Origin of the sequence: Salinimonas profundi, assembly GCF_014750655.1 — a bacterium.
In the GTDB taxonomy this organism is placed as follows: Bacteria; Pseudomonadota; Gammaproteobacteria; order Enterobacterales; family Alteromonadaceae; genus Alteromonas; species Alteromonas profundi_A.
Genome location: NZ_JABBXD010000001.1, coordinates 565062 through 583119, shown reverse-complemented (window position 1 = coordinate 583119; position 18058 = coordinate 565062). Strand labels below are relative to the sequence as shown.

At 47.3% G+C, this 18058-nt stretch carries 17 protein-coding genes; 11 read left to right on the top strand and 6 right to left on the bottom strand.

Annotated elements, in window-relative coordinates:
• Nucleotides 1-7 precede the first annotated feature (7 nt).
• Nucleotides 8-538 carry a DUF2062 domain-containing protein gene (locus HHX48_RS02520; RefSeq protein WP_191022055.1) on the bottom strand — a complete coding sequence of 177 codons (531 nt, stop codon included), beginning with the start codon at nucleotides 536-538 and terminating at the stop codon, nucleotides 8-10.
• Between the two features lie 37 nt (nucleotides 539-575).
• Here HHX48_RS02520 and HHX48_RS02515 point away from each other — a divergent pair, with 37 nt between their 5' ends.
• The 7 genes from HHX48_RS02515 to HHX48_RS02485 all read left to right on the top strand — a co-directional run bounded on the left by HHX48_RS02515 (nucleotide 576) and on the right by HHX48_RS02485 (nucleotide 8402).
• Nucleotides 576-2906: a DNA internalization-related competence protein ComEC/Rec2 gene (locus tag HHX48_RS02515; RefSeq protein ID WP_191022054.1), complete on the top strand. Its 2331-nt coding sequence runs from the start codon at nucleotides 576-578 to the stop codon at nucleotides 2904-2906.
• A 92-nt stretch (nucleotides 2907-2998) separates the two neighbouring features.
• Entirely contained in the window at nucleotides 2999-4747 is a 1749-nt protein-coding gene (gene msbA / locus HHX48_RS02510; RefSeq protein ID WP_191022596.1) for a lipid A export permease/ATP-binding protein MsbA, read from the top strand.
• A gap of 9 nt (nucleotides 4748-4756) precedes the next feature.
• Nucleotides 4757-5779, top strand: coding sequence for a tetraacyldisaccharide 4'-kinase (lpxK, locus tag HHX48_RS02505; RefSeq protein WP_191022053.1), 1023 nt, complete (start codon nucleotides 4757-4759; stop codon nucleotides 5777-5779).
• Nucleotides 5779-5973, top strand: a complete 195-nt coding sequence (locus tag HHX48_RS02500; RefSeq protein ID WP_191022052.1) for a Trm112 family protein — start codon at nucleotides 5779-5781, stop codon at nucleotides 5971-5973. The genes lpxK and HHX48_RS02500 overlap by 1 nt, the downstream gene beginning before the upstream one ends.
• Nucleotides 5974-5981: 8 nt before the next feature.
• A complete protein-coding gene (kdsB, locus tag HHX48_RS02495) occupies nucleotides 5982-6737 on the top strand; it encodes a 3-deoxy-manno-octulosonate cytidylyltransferase (protein WP_191022051.1) in 756 nt (251 codons plus the stop codon).
• 13 nt (nucleotides 6738-6750) lie between these two features.
• Nucleotides 6751-7410: an SDR family oxidoreductase gene (locus HHX48_RS02490; protein ID WP_191022050.1), complete on the top strand. Its 660-nt coding sequence runs from the start codon at nucleotides 6751-6753 to the stop codon at nucleotides 7408-7410.
• Nucleotides 7404-8402, top strand: a complete 999-nt coding sequence (locus HHX48_RS02485) for a Kelch repeat-containing protein (RefSeq protein WP_191022049.1) — start codon at nucleotides 7404-7406, stop codon at nucleotides 8400-8402. Before HHX48_RS02490 ends, HHX48_RS02485 begins: the two co-directional genes overlap by 7 nt.
• A gap of 26 nt (nucleotides 8403-8428) precedes the next feature.
• Here the strand turns inward: HHX48_RS02485 and rimO are convergent, their stop codons facing one another.
• Nucleotides 8429-9856, bottom strand: coding sequence for a 30S ribosomal protein S12 methylthiotransferase RimO (rimO, locus tag HHX48_RS02480; protein ID WP_191022048.1), 1428 nt, complete (start codon nucleotides 9854-9856; stop codon nucleotides 8429-8431).
• A 172-nt stretch (nucleotides 9857-10028) separates the two neighbouring features.
• Here rimO and HHX48_RS02475 point away from each other — a divergent pair, with 172 nt between their 5' ends.
• Nucleotides 10029-10496: a DUF2919 family protein gene (locus tag HHX48_RS02475; RefSeq protein WP_191022047.1), complete on the top strand. Its 468-nt coding sequence runs from the start codon at nucleotides 10029-10031 to the stop codon at nucleotides 10494-10496.
• A 4-nt stretch (nucleotides 10497-10500) separates the two neighbouring features.
• Here the strand turns inward: HHX48_RS02475 and HHX48_RS02470 are convergent, their stop codons facing one another.
• Nucleotides 10501-10908, bottom strand: a complete 408-nt coding sequence (locus HHX48_RS02470) for a hypothetical protein (RefSeq protein WP_191022046.1) — start codon at nucleotides 10906-10908, stop codon at nucleotides 10501-10503.
• Between the two features lie 32 nt (nucleotides 10909-10940).
• Nucleotides 10941-11714 (bottom strand): tRNA cyclic N6-threonylcarbamoyladenosine(37) synthase TcdA, encoded by a 774-nt coding sequence (gene tcdA / locus HHX48_RS02465; protein ID WP_191022045.1) that lies wholly within the window; start codon nucleotides 11712-11714, stop codon nucleotides 10941-10943.
• A 185-nt stretch (nucleotides 11715-11899) separates the two neighbouring features.
• On the opposite strand from tcdA, the gene HHX48_RS02460 reads away from it, so the two are divergent.
• The 3 genes from HHX48_RS02460 (at nucleotide 11900) to HHX48_RS02450 (ending at nucleotide 16043) form a co-directional block, all read left to right on the top strand.
• On the top strand, nucleotides 11900-12868 hold the full coding sequence (locus HHX48_RS02460) for a glutathione S-transferase family protein (RefSeq protein WP_191022044.1): 969 nt from the start codon (nucleotides 11900-11902) through the stop codon (nucleotides 12866-12868).
• A 299-nt stretch (nucleotides 12869-13167) separates the two neighbouring features.
• Entirely contained in the window at nucleotides 13168-14580 is a 1413-nt protein-coding gene (locus HHX48_RS02455) for a mannose-1-phosphate guanylyltransferase/mannose-6-phosphate isomerase (protein WP_191022043.1), read from the top strand.
• Nucleotides 14581-14582: 2 nt separating this feature from the next.
• Complete coding sequence (locus HHX48_RS02450; protein WP_191022042.1) at nucleotides 14583-16043, top strand: phosphohexomutase domain-containing protein; 1461 nt, start codon at nucleotides 14583-14585, stop codon at nucleotides 16041-16043.
• A gap of 38 nt (nucleotides 16044-16081) precedes the next feature.
• Here the strand turns inward: HHX48_RS02450 and HHX48_RS02445 are convergent, their stop codons facing one another.
• Nucleotides 16082-16504, bottom strand: coding sequence for a DUF3429 domain-containing protein (locus tag HHX48_RS02445; RefSeq protein ID WP_191022041.1), 423 nt, complete (start codon nucleotides 16502-16504; stop codon nucleotides 16082-16084).
• A 94-nt stretch (nucleotides 16505-16598) separates the two neighbouring features.
• On the bottom strand, nucleotides 16599-17876 hold the full coding sequence (gene gltA / locus HHX48_RS02440) for a citrate synthase (RefSeq protein ID WP_191022040.1): 1278 nt from the start codon (nucleotides 17874-17876) through the stop codon (nucleotides 16599-16601).
• Nucleotides 17877-18058 lie beyond the last annotated feature (182 nt).

The following is an 18058-nucleotide window of genomic DNA, read 5'->3' as shown; positions in this document are numbered from 1 at the left end:
CATATATTTAATCAGCTTGTTTATCTTCTCTTGCTGCTCTGCGCGCATCCCATGCTTTTTTCACAGAAAAGCGCCATACGCAATTGAGTCCAAAATATCCTGCCAGTCCGGCGACCACAGAACATATTGCGCAGCCAACTAAAAAGGCCGGGCCGATTGTTGTAATGCTTTCGACAACCCATTGCCAGTTAAACTGAAACTCAAAGTGTCGCGATTCGGTCCCAAGTACAGTCGTTCCTACCTTATAAGCAGCATAAAATATTGGCGGCATTGTAAAGGGGTTTGTAATCCACACCGTTGCCACAGACAAAGGGAGGTTAGCGCGAAACGGGATTGCCATTGCTGCTGACAACCACATCTGGAAAGGTACCGGCCAAAAAGCAAAAAATAACCCTATACCGAAGGCACCGCTGGCGGACTTACGGTTTAGATGCCAGAGATTGGGCTCATGTAACAGTGTGCCAAACATACTCAGCGCACGGTTTTGCTTTATTTTCTGGTGGTCAGGCAAAAATCGTTTAATAAATTTTCTAGGCATATCTGGAACCAGGGCCAAAAACGAAGCAGATTAATCAATGCAAAAGAAAATAACGTTGACCCTGTCGGGCTTTTCTGTTGCCTGTTTATCAGCTACTGTCTGGCCTGTTTTACCCCATCCGTTATTACTGACAGTTATGTTAATCGCTGCCTGTTTATTCCACTTAGGTGCAGGTCTGAGACGGCATCTGTCTTTTGTACCCCGGTTAGCAAGAAATAGTTTGCCCGGGTTGCGTACATATTCTGCCCGTTCATTTATTGTTGGTTTTATTGCCGGGTGTGTATGGATGGCGAGTTTAGGGTATTGGTACCTGTGTTGGCAACTGCCAGAACAGAATAATCCACAAATTTCGGTTTTTAGGTTTAAAGTGACAGAAAGCCGAAGAGAAGAAGATGACGTTTGTCGATTACAGGGAGTGCCTCTGACCAATCGCATTGTTGATAACATTCTGCAGCCCAACTTTTTACTTTACTGGCGATTGGCAGGTGAATCTTGCCCATCGGCTGGTCAAATACTTGAAATTACCGCGCGTTTGAAAAAGCCTGCTGGCCTGTTAAATCCCGGCGCACCGGATCGCGCTAAGTGGCTGTTATCTGAAAAGATAGTGAGAACCGGGAACGTTAAAGAGTTGAAATCGACGCTCACGCCAGAAGCGTCGCATTTACATGACCGTATGGTCGGTTTGCTTAACACGCTCGATATGCCTAACGAAAAATGGTCTCAATCATTGCTGGTGGGTAATCGAAATCTGATGACACCGGCTGACTGGGCACTGTTAGCAAGCAGTGGAACCGCACATCTTTTCAGTATTTCAGGTATGCATCTGGGATTAGTCGCATTGTGGGCTGCTGTAGTATCCCGTATTTTACTGCCACTGCTGCATCTGTCACCTGTTGCACCGGCGCAATGGAACCTGCGACGGGGTGTGGCAATCGTTAATTTTTTCGCTTGTATGATGTACACCGCGCTTGCTGACTGGCAGCTACCAGTTGTCAGAGCCCTGTTACTGATAGGGGTGTTTTTATGGCAGCAGTGTATGTCCAGACATGTCAGTGCCCATCAAAAAATCTGGCTAATGATCTTCCTGTGCTGTCTGTTGTTTCCTTTCTCGCTGTTTTCTGGCGGTTTCTATTTAAGTATTGTCGCTGTTATTTTCATCTGGTTTTTGACCTGGCGATATAATCCTTCGCTTCTTACCTTTTACGACAAAGTTCGTTGGGCAGTGAAGCTACAGATATTGTTGAGCATTACGTTGTCGCCGCTAACGCTGATGTGGTTTGGCGAGCAATCTGTGCTAGCGCCGCTCATCAACGTTATTGCGATTCCTGTTGTTACACTACTATTGCCTGTCGGCCTTACAGGCCTTCTGCTTATCAATGTGCTGCCAGATTTGTCGATATTGTTGCTTTATACCTTCGACACCGGAGTAGGCCATCTGATGGCGCTTATTAAAACGCTGACAAAAGATATTCCCCTGTTAACGCTATCCCTTTCCACGTCGAGCCTTCTGTGTATCATGCTTGGTGTGGTGATCGCTTTCGTGCCTTCCTTTAAAGGAAAGTGGTATCTGACTGGTGTGTTATTCTTCCCGGCTCTGACAGACAGGTTGGCGTTTGATGCTTCCCAATGGTACCTGCATGTGTTCGATGCGGGTCAGGGAACCGCATTGCTGGTTTCCAGAGGCAATGACGGTGTCCTTATTGATACCGGTGCAGCGTATGCCGGAAACAGTGTAATAAAAAGTCAGGTTGCGCCTGCGCTAACCAGGCTTGGTATCACGCAGATTCACCACGTTTTTATCAGCCACCATGATAATGACCATGCAGGTGGGTTGCCCTTTTTACCTGATATCAAGCAGATAGTTAAACCCGCCTCCATCATCACGCCTGTCGATAAATGTCAGAATGGATTTTCTCAGGCCTTCGCCGGACTGACTATCACGTCAGTCTGGCCAGAGCAGGGCACGAACGTTAAGGGGAATAATTATTCATGCGTACTGGTTGTAAGTGATGGCGAATATACGGTCCTTGCTCCCGGGGACATAGAACGCTGGGCAGAATATGAGTTACTTTATAAGCGGCGTTTACCTGATGCAGACATCGTCATCGCACCGCATCATGGAAGTCGCACCTCGTCCGGTAATTTGCTCATAAAAGCGACATCGCCAAGATGGGTGATTTATACACAAGGCCGGGATAACCGGTGGGGGTTTCCCGCCTTATCCGTCACGCAACGTTACCAGAGACTTAATGCCAGACAAATGAAAACCTCTGAATCCGGCTATATGAGATTTAGGATGTTGCCGGATAACGTTGCCGTACATGTACACTCGCGAAGCACCTCACGCAGATGGTACCACCGGCAGTAACGCGTCGAATTGGTGGTGGGGAATATCAGCCTATGGAAATTGCCGCTAAACAGTTACAATAGCGGCGATTTTAAATGTGGTGAATGAAATACATGCAACAGATGGATTATTCCAAAGGCCAGGTCAGACGGTTTTTACGTTACCTTAAAGATTACAAACTAGAATTCTCAGTCGCCATTATCGGAATGATTGGCTATTCCGCGCTGGATACCTATGTTGTTGCGCATTTGAAAACGTTGATTGATGATTCGCTATCTAACAACGATAGTGAGTTTTTAAAGATAGCTGCGTATGCCATTGTGCCCCTTTTCATACTGCGCGGTATTTTTAATTTTATGGGAACCTACACGCTGGGGTGGATTGGCGCGAAGGTCGTCATGCGAATGCGGCAGCAGTTATTCGAAAAATATCTTCATCTGCCTGTCGCTTTTCATGACACCCAGGCGGTAGGTACGCTCATCAGTAAAGTTACTTACGATACGGAACAAGTGGCTAATGCTGCCGGTAAGGCCTTTCTGACATTGGTCCGGGAGGGCGCTCTGGTCATCGGATTGTTGGGCGTCATGTTCTATTACTCATGGCAACTTTCTTTGATTTTTCTTCTGATTGGTCCGGTTGTCGCGGTTATCGTTACCATTGTGAGTAAACGGTTTCGCAAAGTCAGCCGCAGTATCCAGCAATCCATGGGAACCGTGACCGCTGCTGTCGAGCAAGCGGTGAAAGGGCATAAAGTGATTCTTATGTTTGGTGGTCAGGGCATAGAGCAGTCGCGTTTTGAGCGCAAGAATAACCACAACCGTCAGCAAAATATGAAATTACAGGTGACGCAAATATTAAGCGTTTCCTCTATTCAGGTCATTGCATCCATAGCACTGGCGTTTGTCCTGTATATGGCGAGTCTGCCATCAATGATGGAAGATTTGACAGCCGGTACCTTCGTCAGTGTAGTTTTTTATATGGTAATGCTGCTTAAACCTCTTAAACAACTGACAACCGTGAATAACGAATTTCAAAAGGGTATGGCTGCCTGTACCAGTATTTTTGAAATTCTTGATGAAGCGCCCGAAGAAAATACCGGCAATAAACGGCTTGACCGGGCGCACGGCAGTATCAAATTCGATCACGTTACCTTTACCTATCCGAACAAGTCCAGTCCGGCGCTGACTGACATTTGTTTTAGTGCAGAGCCCGGCCAGACCATTGCGCTGGTCGGTCGCTCCGGTAGCGGCAAGTCGACTATTTCATCCCTGCTTACCCGTTTTTATTCACCCCAGGCGGGCACGATTACGGTTGATGGCATACCACTGTCAGAGATAGAACTAACCTCACTGCGCAAACAATTTGCGCTGGTTTCCCAACATGTAGTGCTGTTCAACGATACTATTGCAAATAATATTGCCTATGGCGCAAATCAGGATGTCAGCCCTAAAGAAATTGAAGACGCTGCCGCCATGGCGCACGTGACAGAATTTGTGGAACAGTTACCGGAAGGGCTGGACACTGTTATCGGTGAAAATGGCCTGATGCTATCTGGCGGGCAGCGTCAACGAATAGCAATTGCCAGAGCCATTCTTGCCAATGCACCGATTCTGATTCTGGATGAAGCCACATCAGCACTGGATACAGAATCTGAAAGGCTTATTCAGGATGCACTGGAAACACTACAAAAATCCTGCACCAGTCTTGTGGTTGCGCACAGGCTTTCCACGATTGAAAAGGCAGACCAGATTATGGTGGTCGAGCAGGGTAGAATTATTGAACGCGGTAAACATGAAGAATTACTGACCAATAATGGGCCTTACTCACAACTTCACGCCCTGCAGTTCGGCGAAAATCAATAGGAATGGCAGGTGAGTAAACTGGAGAAGGCCTGGTATGGTAAGGGCAAATGGGTATGGTTTTTGGCCGTGTTCACCGCGTTGTTCTGGCTGTTAAGTACCCTCAGACGTTATCTGTATAAAGCGGGCTTTATGACCACCCATAAACCACAAAATGCCGCTGTCATCATCGTGGGCAATATCAGTGTTGGGGGGAATGGTAAAACACCGGTTGTTGTAGCATTAGCCGATTATCTGAAAGCTCAGGGATGGCGGCCCGGCGTACTGAGCCGCGGTTACGGCGGGGAGCAAAAGCAATTTCCCTATCAGGTCGATCCTGCAGATACAGCATCACTGGTGGGCGATGAACCTAAGCTGATTGCACAGCGAACCGGGGTTCCTGTCGTTATCGATCCTAAACGCCCGCGGGGTGCTGATTATCTGGTACAGCATTGTCAGTGTAACATCATCATCTGTGACGACGGGCTGCAACATTACGCTCTGGGGCGTGATATAGAATGCGTTGTGATGGATGATCGCCGTTACGGTAACGGGTACCTCTTACCTATGGGACCGCTGCGGGAAGGTACATGGCGCCTGAATACTGTTGACTGCATCATTCATAATGTCAGCAACTACAAATCGGCAGAGTTATTGGGGGTCAGCGCTTTTCAATACCCAATGACACTGTCGGCTGGCAACATAATTAATGTTTGCGACCCGACGCAGCAGTTGTCGCCCGAAGCCTTTGCGGCAAAATACCCCGAATGCGACGCGCTTGCAGGTATTGGCAACCCGCCGCGCTTTTTTAAACAGCTAGAGCAGATGGGTATAAACTGTCAGCGTACGATTACATTTTCTGATCACCATGTTTTCCAGGCCAGAGATATTCCGTCTGGCCCGGTAATCATGACGCAAAAAGATGCGGTAAAAATGCAGGATATCGGTCATGATGCGTGTTGGTATCTTGAAGTTTCCGCCACTTTGCCTGACACTTTTTATCATCAGCTTGATAAGAAGCTGACACACCTCAAACACACAAAAGGAACACGATAATGACATTTGACGTTAAGCTATTGGATGTACTGGCCTGTCCGGTGTGTAAAGGGAAGCTTGTTTTGAGCAAGGATAAGTCTGGCATGCTGTGCCGTTACGATCGGCTTGCCTATCCGATAAAAGATGGGATCCCGGTGCTGATAGAAAGCGAAGCTAACCAGTTAACCAGCGATGAGCTGGAACAACAGCAATAGGTAATGGCATGTCTTTTGTAGTAATTATCCCTGCCAGGTACGGATCCAGCAGATTTCCCGGTAAACCGTTGGTTGATATCAATGGCAAGCCAATGGTCCAGCATGTGATTGAGAGGGCTTTCGAAGCCGGTGCAGACCGGGTAATTCTGGCCACTGATTCTAATGACATTGCGTCCGTTGCGACATCGTTGTGTGAAGTCTGCATGACCCGGGATGACCATAGCTCCGGCACGGAGAGGCTGGCCGAAGTCGTTGCAACGCTCGGCCTTGCTGATGACACAGTAATAGTAAACGTGCAGGGCGATGAGCCTTTCGTGCCAGCAGAAAATATTCGGCAGGTGGCGGTGAATCTGCGCCAGAATCCGCAGGCAAGTATGGCGACACTCTCTACACCCTTTAGCGATGAAGCGGATATCTGCAATCCGAATATGGTCAAAGTCGTGGTCAATCATCAGGGTGAGGCACTTTATTTTTCGCGTTCACCCATTCCCTATGATCGCGCGGCAATGCTTGAAAACAGCCAGCCTGTTAACCCTGGCAGCTTTTTTCGTCATATTGGTCTATATGCCTATCGTGCCCGTTACATTAAGCAGTATGTCAGTTATGCGCCGAGCGCGCTTGAGCAAACAGAATCCTTAGAGCAACTCAGGGCATTGTGGTACGCAGATAAAATTCATGTTGATGTCGCCAGTGCGCCTCCACCCGTAGGCATTGATACACCTGAGGACCTCGAGGCGCTATTAAAATCCCTGGCAACTAATTAGCGGAGACATAGCTATGAATGTAGTGATTACCGGTGCTAATCGTGGAATTGGCCTTGCTCTGACTAAAGCATGCATCGAGCGCGGCGATACGGTGTATGCACTGTGTCGAAACAGTAGTGATGAATTGAACAATCTTGATGCCAGAATTCTTTGTGGTGTTGATCTTTCTAATCCGGAAGGGCTGGGGCAGAGCGTTGCCCCGCTGGATGGGGTAGCTATTGACTTACTCATTAACAATGCTGGCGTGTTAGGCAAAGAGTCGCTTGAAGACTGGGACCCTGCCACAATTGATTATCAATTCAGAGTGAATGCACTGGGCCCGTTGCTGCTTACACAATGCTTGCTGAAAAACTTATCAGCTGGCAGCAAGATAGGATTTGTCACCAGCCGAATGGGGTCTATGGGCGATAACGGATCCGGCGGATATTATGGTTACCGAATGTCCAAAGCGGCATTGAATGCCGCCGGCGTGTCAATGGCAATTGATTTGAAAGATCGTGGTATTCCGGTCGCTTTGTTACACCCCGGCTTTGTTCAAACCGAAATGGTAAATAATGCCGGTGATATTGATACGACAACGGCAGCGCAAGGTCTGTTACAGCGTCTGGATGAACTGGAACTTGAGCACACCGGTCACTTCCATCACGCGAACGGGGATACGCTACCATGGTGAGGTGGATCGCACTCATGATGTGTTGCACCACATTACTTAGCCCTGTTGTCAGTAGTGCGCCTGATTATTACTGGTCAGCTGGTCCGGCGTTACCACAAGCCACGCAGGAGATATATCCGGCAGTTTACGGTAACGAAATTTATGTGGCCGGCGGGTTATCTGAGGGCGATGAGGGAATAACAGTTAAAGATACGGTCTACCGGCTTGATGCGTCTTCTGAATCCTGGCAAACACTGACGAAATTACCGGAGCCACGTCATCACGCCATGCTGGTGGCCAGGAAAGATGCACTCTGGTCTTTTGGCGGATTTGTTACTGCTGGCGACGGACAGTGGGTTAACACCGATTCTATTTTGCGCTTCGATAAAGCAACAGGAACCTGGGAACAGAAAAGCCCCATGCCGGTAACGCTCTCAGAAACCGTCTCCGTCGTACTAAACGATAAAATACATCTCATCGGTGGACGAACGGTAAAAGGGCGTGCCAATGGCCGCTGGCATGATCATACAGACACTGACTGGCATGGTGTGTACGACAGTGAAGCGGGTGTCTGGAAAACCGCGACGCCATTACCTACACCGCGTAACAGTGCATGTGCCGTTGAATATCAGGGTAAAATCCACGTTATCGGCGGACGTCAGGTTGACGCTGGTAATCTTGATACCCACGAAATGTACGATCCGTCGACCGCGCAATGGCAAACACTCAAGCCCTTACCGAAGAAGCAGGCGGGGCTGGCATGTGTTGCTTACCGGCACAGTATTTATGTATTTGGCGGTGAGCATTTTATCGACGGTGGGGCTGTGTTCACCCATGTCTGGCGGTATGACATAGCGCGAAAAAAATGGGAGCAGGTGTCTACGATGCCGATGCCCAGACATGGTCTGGGCGCGGTTGTTTTTAATGATCAGGTATGGCTGATTGGCGGAGCAACACGCGCCGGTGCCGACGGTACCAGCGCTGTGGTGAGCAAATTTAAAAATATGAATTAAACGGGGCAGGTATGCTGCCCTGATTTTTATGCCTCTTCAGCATCTTCCTCAGCCGGTACTGCCCAGATATCATGCTCATCAGCATGTATCACTTCGGCCCATAACCTGTCCCCCGGCTTCACATCATACACACCGTTCAGATGCACAACACCATCCACTTCCGGCGCATCAGCATAGGTGCGGCCTACGGCGCCCTCGCTGTCAACGCTGTCGATAACGATCTGATATTCTTTTCCGATACGTTGCTGTAAACGCTGCGCACTGATTTGCCCCTGAATCTCCATAAAGCGAGCATGACGTGCCTGCTTCACTGCCTCAGGTACCGGATCGGGTAAGTCATTGGCTACTGCACCTTCAACCGGTGAATACATGAAGCACCCAACACGATCCAGTTGGGCTTCCTGAATAAACGTAAGCAGCTCTTCAAACTCCTCTTCTGTTTCACCGGGAAAACCAACAATAAAGGTTGAACGGATAATAAGCTCAGGACATATTTCACGCCATTTTTTAATGCGTTCCAGGGTACGATCTGCGCTGCCCGGACGCTTCATCAGTTTAAGAATGCGCTTGCTGGCATGCTGCAAAGGAATATCCAAATAGGGCAGGATGCGACCTTCGTTCATTAGGGGGATCAGGTCATCAACGTGAGGGTAGGGATACACGTAATGCAAACGTATCCACATATCCAGCTCACCCAGTTTCTCGCTAAGCTGTTTAAGATGTGTTTTCACTGGCATACCATTCCAGAAGCCAGTACGGTGCTTTAAATCTACCCCGTAGGCACTGGTATCCTGAGAAATAACCAGTAGCTCATTAACACCACCGGCTTTAAGACGTTTTGCTTCATCCAGAATTTCGCCCACCGGACGACTGATGAGGTTGCCACGCATCGACGGAATAATGCAAAATGTGCATCGATGATTACAGCCTTCGGAGATTTTCAAATAAGCGTAGTGTCTCGGGGTTAGCTTAATGCCATGGTCAGGTACCAGATCCGCGAATGGATTGTGTCCGGGCTTAGGAAGATGTTCGTGAACCTGATTAACCACTTCCTCATAAGCATGCGGGCCGGTTACTGCAAGTACGTTAGGATGAACCTCGCGAATTTCATCATCTTTAATGCCCAGGCATCCCGTTACAATCACCCGGCCATTTTCTGCCAACGCTTCTCCGATGGTATCCAGTGACTCTTCTACCGCTGCATCTATAAACCCACAGGTATTTACAATTACCAAGTCAGCATCATTAAAAGTGGGAACAACATCATATCCTTCAGTACGCAGTTGCGTAAGAATTCTTTCTGAATCGACCAGGTTCTTCGGACAACCCAGGCTAATGAAGCCTATGCGTGCACGGTTTGTATGCCGTGCCGATTTACTTTGGCTTGCTTCAAGCACCTTAACTGGCGTGCTCAGGGTAGTGGTAGGATTGGGGGAAAATTTTTCTACTGTCATTTATTGCTACAATGCGTTTTAGTCGTGCATGATAGCGACATTGTAACATTAAGCATCGTTCGGTCTCATCAATTAATAACAGATAAGCCTGTCCGGCAATATTTACTGCCTCCATTGAATTTTCCGTTGCTTTGGTTACCATACACTGTTTTTTTTATATGGAAGGCGCCGCATGCCTGTTCTGCCTCTCCCTATCCATTGCTATGATGAAGCCGGTATTATCAGGCCCCCTCGCTGGCTATACTGGTTTTTAATACTGAACAGTGTTGACTGGGTTATTTTTCTCTTTGCCGTTGCCAGCCGGCGACATACAACGCAACTGCTGGAGATGTTTTATCCGGAAAAAACCTTATTGTGGTCAAAACTTGCCGTTACATTACCATTTATTATCGTTGCGCTGTTGCTGGGTAATCGTGAGCGGTTGTGGAAAAAGACCAGTATAAAATGGTGGCGTTACATGCCAGCGGTCATGTGGACAGGTATCGGTGCATCGCTGATAGTCGTTGGTGGACAATTACAGGCGCTCGACTGGCGGTTTCAACCTTTGCTGGCTGCGCAGATAGTTAGCTTAATGGTACTGGGCGTGCTCATTGCCAGAAGCCGGCACCTTCGTCTGATGCTGGCTGACTGGCAAAAATGACATATCACTGCGTTTTACTTTGCAATGCCAGGTCAAAGTAATTGTAGACACTTATCTGGCTGTCATTAACTAAACGCTCATAGCAGATACCTGCAAATGCGTAAGAGTTTTCGCCTACATCCAGAAGCACGAAAGGCGCCTCAGGATCAGAGTCATCATAGCGCCATGTGCCGCCAACCTGCTTTTTGAAAACTTCGCCTAAGTACGCACCATAAATATTACATATTGTGAATACGGCTGTGTCCTCTAACGCTTTATCCTGAAATTTTTCTAAGAACATCAAGATGACATCATCCACGAGTCTGATGCTTTGCGTGCTATAGTCCAGGCTGACTGAAAACTCACTTTGCGCGGTTTCTACAGCATTTGCTGCTGAATCCTTCATCAACACTTCGAGCTCTTGTTGTTGCATGTATTACCCTTATTCTTATATTTAACACACGGCTAACTTTCGGTGAGTTTATTTATTAGTCTGGCTGCCGCAAACATGCCGAACGTAGCGGTAACAGTAACGACCGCGCCAAAGCCTCCCGCGCAATCCAGACGTGTGCCATTTTCCATAATTGACTTATTGAAGCATACACTACCATCCGGTTGCGGGTAACGTAATTGTTCGGTCGAAAATACACAATCGACGCCAAATCGTCGTTTGGAATTTTTGCTAAACCCATAATCTTTACGTAAAGCAGCGCGTAATTTAGCTGCAAGCGGATCCTGTATCGTTTTGCTCAGGTCAGCACAGGTAATTTTTGTCGGGTCAATTTGGCCGCCTGCACCGCCCACTGTAACCACCGGAATTTTCTGGCGCTTACAACTGTAGATAATTGCAGCCTTGGCGCGAATACTGTCGGTGGCTTCGATAACGCCATCAAATGCAGGGTGAATTGAATCGCGAACGTTTTCAGGGGTGACAAAATCTTCGATAGCATTAACGATAATCGATGGGTTAATGTCACGTAACCGGCTTGCCATAACCTCAACTTTGGGCTGTCCGACCGTTTGTGTCAGTGCATGTATTTGTCGGTTAACATTGGTCACACAGACATCATCAAGGTCAATAAGCGTGATTTGACCAATACCCGAGCGGGCCAGCGCCTCAGCACTCCAGGATCCCACACCACCTATTCCGATTACTGCAACATGAGCATCAGCCAGATTTTTTGTTCCAGCCAGACCGTAAAGACGTGAAATACCACCGAACCGTTGCTTATCAGTCATAACTACCTGTATGTCAGAATGAGAGAAAGAGGTTTATTACCGCCGATTATATCAAACAAGCAGGGTTGTACGTAACGCTTGACAGCGCAAATAATGCGTTATTTGTAAGTACTTCAATCCGAAACTGAGTCTGCGCCGTTTTACACCCATAATGTAAATATAATGCCATATTACAGGGGGCGAGAATGGGACTACTGGTAGACGGGCAGTGGAAAGACAAATGGTATGACACTGATAGCAACGGCGGGAAATTCAAGCGCGAGGAGGCATCATTCCGTGATTGGATAAGCGCAGATAAAGACGCAAAATTTCCGGCTGAATCGGGACGGTACCATCTGTATGTCTCACTGGCTTGTCCCTGGGCTCATCGCACACTGATCTTCAGAAAATTAAAGCAACTTGAGTCACATATCAGTGTTTCTGTGGTGTCGCCGGAAATGCTGGACGAAGGTTGGACATTTGCCGGTTACCCTGATGCAACCGGGGACACCCTTTACCGCAAGCAGTTTTTACGGGAGATCTATACGATGGTCGACCCGCACATTACTACCCGGGTAACCGTACCGGTATTGTGGGATAAGGAAAAAAAGACCATTGTCAGCAACGAGTCTGCAGATATTATCCGCATGTTTAACAGTGAGTTTAACCATATTACGCAAAACCACGATGATTATTATCCCGCTGAGCTACAGGAAGAAATCAATCAGGTTAACGCCTTGGTTTATCACCATATAAACAATGGCGTTTACAAAGCAGGCTTTGCGACTACGCAGGACGCGTATGAAGAAGCCGTAAATGCACTGTTTCGCGCTCTTGATACCATTGAGCAGCGCCTGACGAGCCAACGATACCTGGCAGGCACACAAATTACAGAAGCGGACTGGCGCCTATTTACGACACTTATACGTTTTGATGCCGTTTATCATGGTCATTTCAAATGTAATCGACAGCAAATCAATGATTATCCAGCATTAAGTGGATACCTGCGCGAGTTGTATCAGGTTCGCGGGGTTAGTGATACGGTGAACATGGACCATATCACCCGTCATTACTACTATAGCCACACCATGATAAATCCAACACAAGTTGTGCCGGTAGGGCCTGAACTACATCTGGACAAACCGCACGGTCGTGACGCGTTGTTTCCTGAATAACAAATACTGGTGGGTAGAAGCGGAATCGCTTTAGCGCCTCGCAAATTAGTCAACATGGGGTAGTGGTCTGTTTGTTGCTTGTAAATTAGCAATCATTACTCAAGTCAACACGCATGCTGGTGAATTTGTATACATAAAAAGTGTTAGGAGCAGAAAACCCGATACTTTTTTCATCCATTTTGCCATTATTGAAGTAACAATCGACATTATCACAAAGCGTTGCGTTGATTGAGTTGTGAGGCTCAATTACTATGTCGCCAGGATATAAGCGCTTTAGCTGTAAACTCATAGGATAGAAAATGAAACCAGTAATTCTTGCAGGTGGCTCAGGCAGCCGCTTGTGGCCTAAATCACGTGCTGCTCTACCCAAGCAATTTCTTGCTCTTACTTCTGAACAGACGATGTTACAGGAAACACTTTCCCGGTTAGACGGTGTGGATGCCAGAGAACCAATTGTCATCTGTAACGATTCTCATCGGTTTCTGGTGGCTGAGCAGTTGCGTCAAAAGGGTATCGAGCATGGTGGAATATTGCTGGAACCTGTGGGACGTAATACAGCGCCAGCCATTGCGTTGGCCGCATTGCATGCGTTGCAAAGTGACGCCGACGAAACATTACTGGTTCTGGCCGCTGATCACCTGATTAAAGATAAAGCGGTATTTCAGGCGTCAGTTAAAAAAGCAGAGCAGCTGGCTCAGGCTGGCTATCTGGTAACTTTCGGAATTGTTCCGGACTGCCCGCATACCGGCTACGGCTATATAAAGGCCTCTCAGGAGCTGGATACGGGCTTTGTCGTCGAGCAATTCGTGGAAAAGCCAGATATGAGTACAGCGAAAGAGTATGTTGATTCCGGTAATTATTTCTGGAACAGCGGCATGTTCATGTTCAAAGCCGGCCGTTATCTGGAAGAGTTGGAAAAATATCACCCCGATATTCTGGATATCTGCAAACGCGCAATTGAAACAGAGACGCAGGATCTTGATTTTATCCGCATTGATGCAGATGTTTTTGCGACCTGTCCAGATGATTCAATTGACTATGCTGTTATGGAAAAAACAGCAAAAGCGGCGATGGTTCCCCTTGATGCGGGTTGGTCAGATGTAGGTAGCTGGTCTTCGTTATGGGATGTTGCCGACAAAGACGCAAATGGTAACGCCGTGGTCGGTGATGCCATCCTGGAGGACGTACACAATAGTTATATCAACGCAGAGGGGCGTCTCATTTCTGTTATTGGCCTTGATGATGTCGTGGTTGTTGAAACCAAAGATGCCATCATGGTTGCGAATAAAAATAAGGTCCAGGACATCAAAAAGGTAGTAAACCGCCTGAAAGAAGAGAAACGTCCTGAATTTGAATTCCATCGCGAAGTATTCCGCCCCTGGGGAAGCTATGACTCAATTGATCATGGTGCGCGTTTTCAGGTTAAACGGATCACTGTGAAGCCGGGCGAAAAATTGTCTGTGCAAATGCATCACCATCGTGCAGAGCACTGGATAGTGGTATCAGGTACCGCGAGTGTAACCATTGGTGAAAACACGCGCATGGTTACCGAAAATGAATCTACCTATATTCCAATTGGTGAAGTTCATGCCCTTGAAAATCCGGGAAAAATTCCGCTGGAGCTGATCGAGGTACAGTCTGGTGCTTATTTGGGTGAGGACGATATCGTACGCTTCTCTGACCGTTACGGCCGAACAGAAAAGCAGGGGTAGGAATGAGCCAGAAGATTACGTGTTTTAAAGCTTACGATATTCGCGGTGAGCTTAATGAGCAGCTGGATGAAAGTGTCGCCTATCGTATTGGTTATGCGTTTGCTAACGTTCTGGCTGCGCGCACCGTGGTAGTCGGCGGCGATGTCCGACTTACCTCAGCGCCGCTCAAACTGGCACTAAGTGCAGGGTTGATTGATGGTGGAGCGTCTGTTGTCGATTTAGGGATGACTGGTACAGAAGAAATTTATTTTGCCACGAAACATCTTAACGTTGATGGTGGTATTGAAGTTACCGCTAGCCATAACCCAATCAACTACAATGGCATGAAACTGGTCAAAGCAGGCTCAATTCCTATCAGTGGTGATACCGGGCTTCAGGCTATACAGCTTGGTGCTGAAGAGCTGGATGATGACTATGTAAAGGAGCGGTTAGACTTCTACACTGATGGTAAGTCGATTGATCCTGATGCGTTTTATCAGGGGAATGGCCACATTCGCCGCGACAAACTGGAGGCTTCAAACCAGTACAGACAAGACTCCTGCATGTCAGCCTATATCGAACACATTCTGGGCTATGTGGATCCATCGCACTTTACTCCGCTGCGAATTGTCGCCAACTCAGGTAATGGCGCTGCAGGTAAAGTTGTTGATGCGTTGGAAGAGGCTTTCAAAGCACGTCAGATACCCATTGAATTCATTAAAGTCCATCACGATGCGGACCCATCATTTCCTAACGGCATTCCAAATCCGCTTCTGACTGAAAATCGTGCTGATACAGCACAGGCTGTCAAAGACAGTAATGCTGATTTTGGTATTGCCTGGGATGGCGATTTCGACCGCTGTTTCTTATTTGATGCAAAAGGTAATTTCATTGAAGGCTACTATATCGTTGGATTGTTGGCGCAGGCATTTTTGGAAAAAGATCCCTCAGCAGCCATCATCTATGATCCGCGGCTTTGTTGGAATACTGAAGATATTGTTCAGGAGCTAGGCGGCAGACCTGTCAAATGCAAAACCGGACATGCGTTCATCAAGGAAAGAATGCGTAAAGAAGATGCAGTCTATGGCGGTGAAATGAGCGCCCACCATTACTTCCGTGATTTTGCCTATTGTGATACAGGCATGATCCCCTGGTTACTGGTCGCTGAGTTAATTTGCACGAAACAACAGACACTGGAGCAAATGGTCGAGCAGCGCATCCATAAATATCCTTCTTCCGGTGAAATAAACAGCAAGCTTAAGGATGCGGATGCGGCATTGGACAGAGTGCTTACTAAGTACAAAGCAGAAGCGCTCGTTGTGGATGAAACGGATGGCATAGGCCTTGAGTTTGACAAATGGCGTTTTAATTTACGTAAATCAAACACGGAGCCAGTGATTAGACTTAACGTTGAGTCTCGGGGCGATATACCGCTCATGGAAGAGAAAACAGCTGAATTACTGACGTTAATTCGAGCGGAGTAAACGAGTATAAAAGGAAAAGGCACTTTAGGTGCCTTTTTTTATTTAATCAGATAAATCATCAATGCATGGGAAAGTACAACAACCGTGGTTAATCCTATCCTCAATGTTGTGTAGCTCATGATGAGATCCCTGGGCAACGCCAGGGTAAATTTGTCATAGATAAGTATTGCAAGATAAGCGATTGAGAGGACCCCAAGCGTTCTGACATCACTTCCCAGTATCAGGCACAGCCAACCGACGATGGTAGGCAACATAGCTACATAAAGTTGATGACCCGTATTCCGGTTTGCTATAGCGTCATACCAGTGAACACCACCAAAAAATGACAAAAGCACGGCGGAATACAATGTGAAGTAGTGCATTGCCTCAAAGATACCTAACACGCCAGTCACAGCTAACAGTGGCAAGCCAATAAACGGGATAAGTCCTGCAACGCCTAAAACAACGGCCGGATAGGGCATTCTGTTCTCCTTTCACTATTTAGATATAGGCTAATACGCCCCCTAAAAAAATAGCGCCCAATGGGCGCTATTTAATATTGAAGCATGCAACGCATTATTTGATAGGGTCAAATTTGCGCTGGCTATAGCCTTTATAAAGCTGACGAGGACGACCAATCTTTTGCTTCGAATCGCTCATCATTTCGTGCCAGTGTGAAATCCAGCCAACTGTACGAGACAGGGCGAAGATACAGGTAAACATGTTTGTTGGAATACCGATTGCCTTTAAGATGATACCGGAATAGAAATCAACGTTCGGGAACAATTTCTTCTCTACAAAGTAATCATCTTCCAAAGCGATTCTCTCAAGCTCCATTGCAACATCAAGTAGCGGATCCTGTAAATCCAGTTCCTTAAGTACTTCGTGACAGCTTTCACGCATAACAGTTGCGCGAGGGTCGTGGTTTTTATAAACGCGATGACCAAAGCCCATCAGACGGAACGGGTCATTTTTATCTTTTGCGCGTTCAATAAATTCAGGGATACGATCCACACTGCCGATTTCTTCAAGCATATTCAGGCACGCTTCATTCGCACCACCATGGGCAGGACCCCATAGTGACGCAACACCTGCAGCAATACATGCGTAAGGGTTAGCGCCTGATGAACCTGCCAGACGTACTGTCGAAGTCGATGCATTTTGCTCGTGATCAGCATGAAGCGTGAAAATTCTGTCCATCGCACGCTCAACCGCAGGGCTGATTTTATAATCTTCTGCAGGTACTGAGAACATCATATTCAGGAAGTTAGCGGCGTAGCTCAAATCGTTACGCGGGTAAACAAACGGCTGGCCGATGTTGTACTTGTAACACATTGCTACCAGTGTCGGCATCTTAGCAATCAGGCGGTGCGCGCTTCGCATACGCTCTTCTGGATTACCAACATCCAGATCGCTGTGATAAAACGACGACATTGCACCTACAGTGCCACACAACATTGCCATTGGGTGGGCATCGTTTCTGAAGCCGTGGAAGAACATGTTGATTTGCTCATGCACCATCGTGTGACGCGTGATGGTTGCGCGAAACTCTTCGTATTCTTCTTTGTTAGGGGCTTCTCCGTTTAATAACAGGTAGCACACCTCAAGATAGCTCGCATCGCGGGCTAGCTCTTCAATAGGATAACCGCGGTGAAGTAATACACCGTTTGCACCGTCAATATAGGTGATCTCTGACTCGCAAGAACCTGTGACCATAAAGCCTGGGTCGAAAGTGAAATACCCATGTGCGCCTAATGAACGTACATCTATAACGTCTTGTCCTTCGGTACCGGAATAAATCGGAAGTTCGATTTCCTTATCACCGGCTTTTAAAATGGCTTTCTGATCTGCCATAAATTGCTCTCCTCAGAATGGTTCTGTTTTCAGCAATATCGTCAAAAATATGACGTCCTGCTGGGAAAAGTGGCGTATTTGTACTTTAAAATGCATGCAGAAGTCAATTTAAATGCATATTTGTACAATAAATATTCTAGATTGCCTATGGTGATAAACCTGTCTACCACCGCGGTATTCAT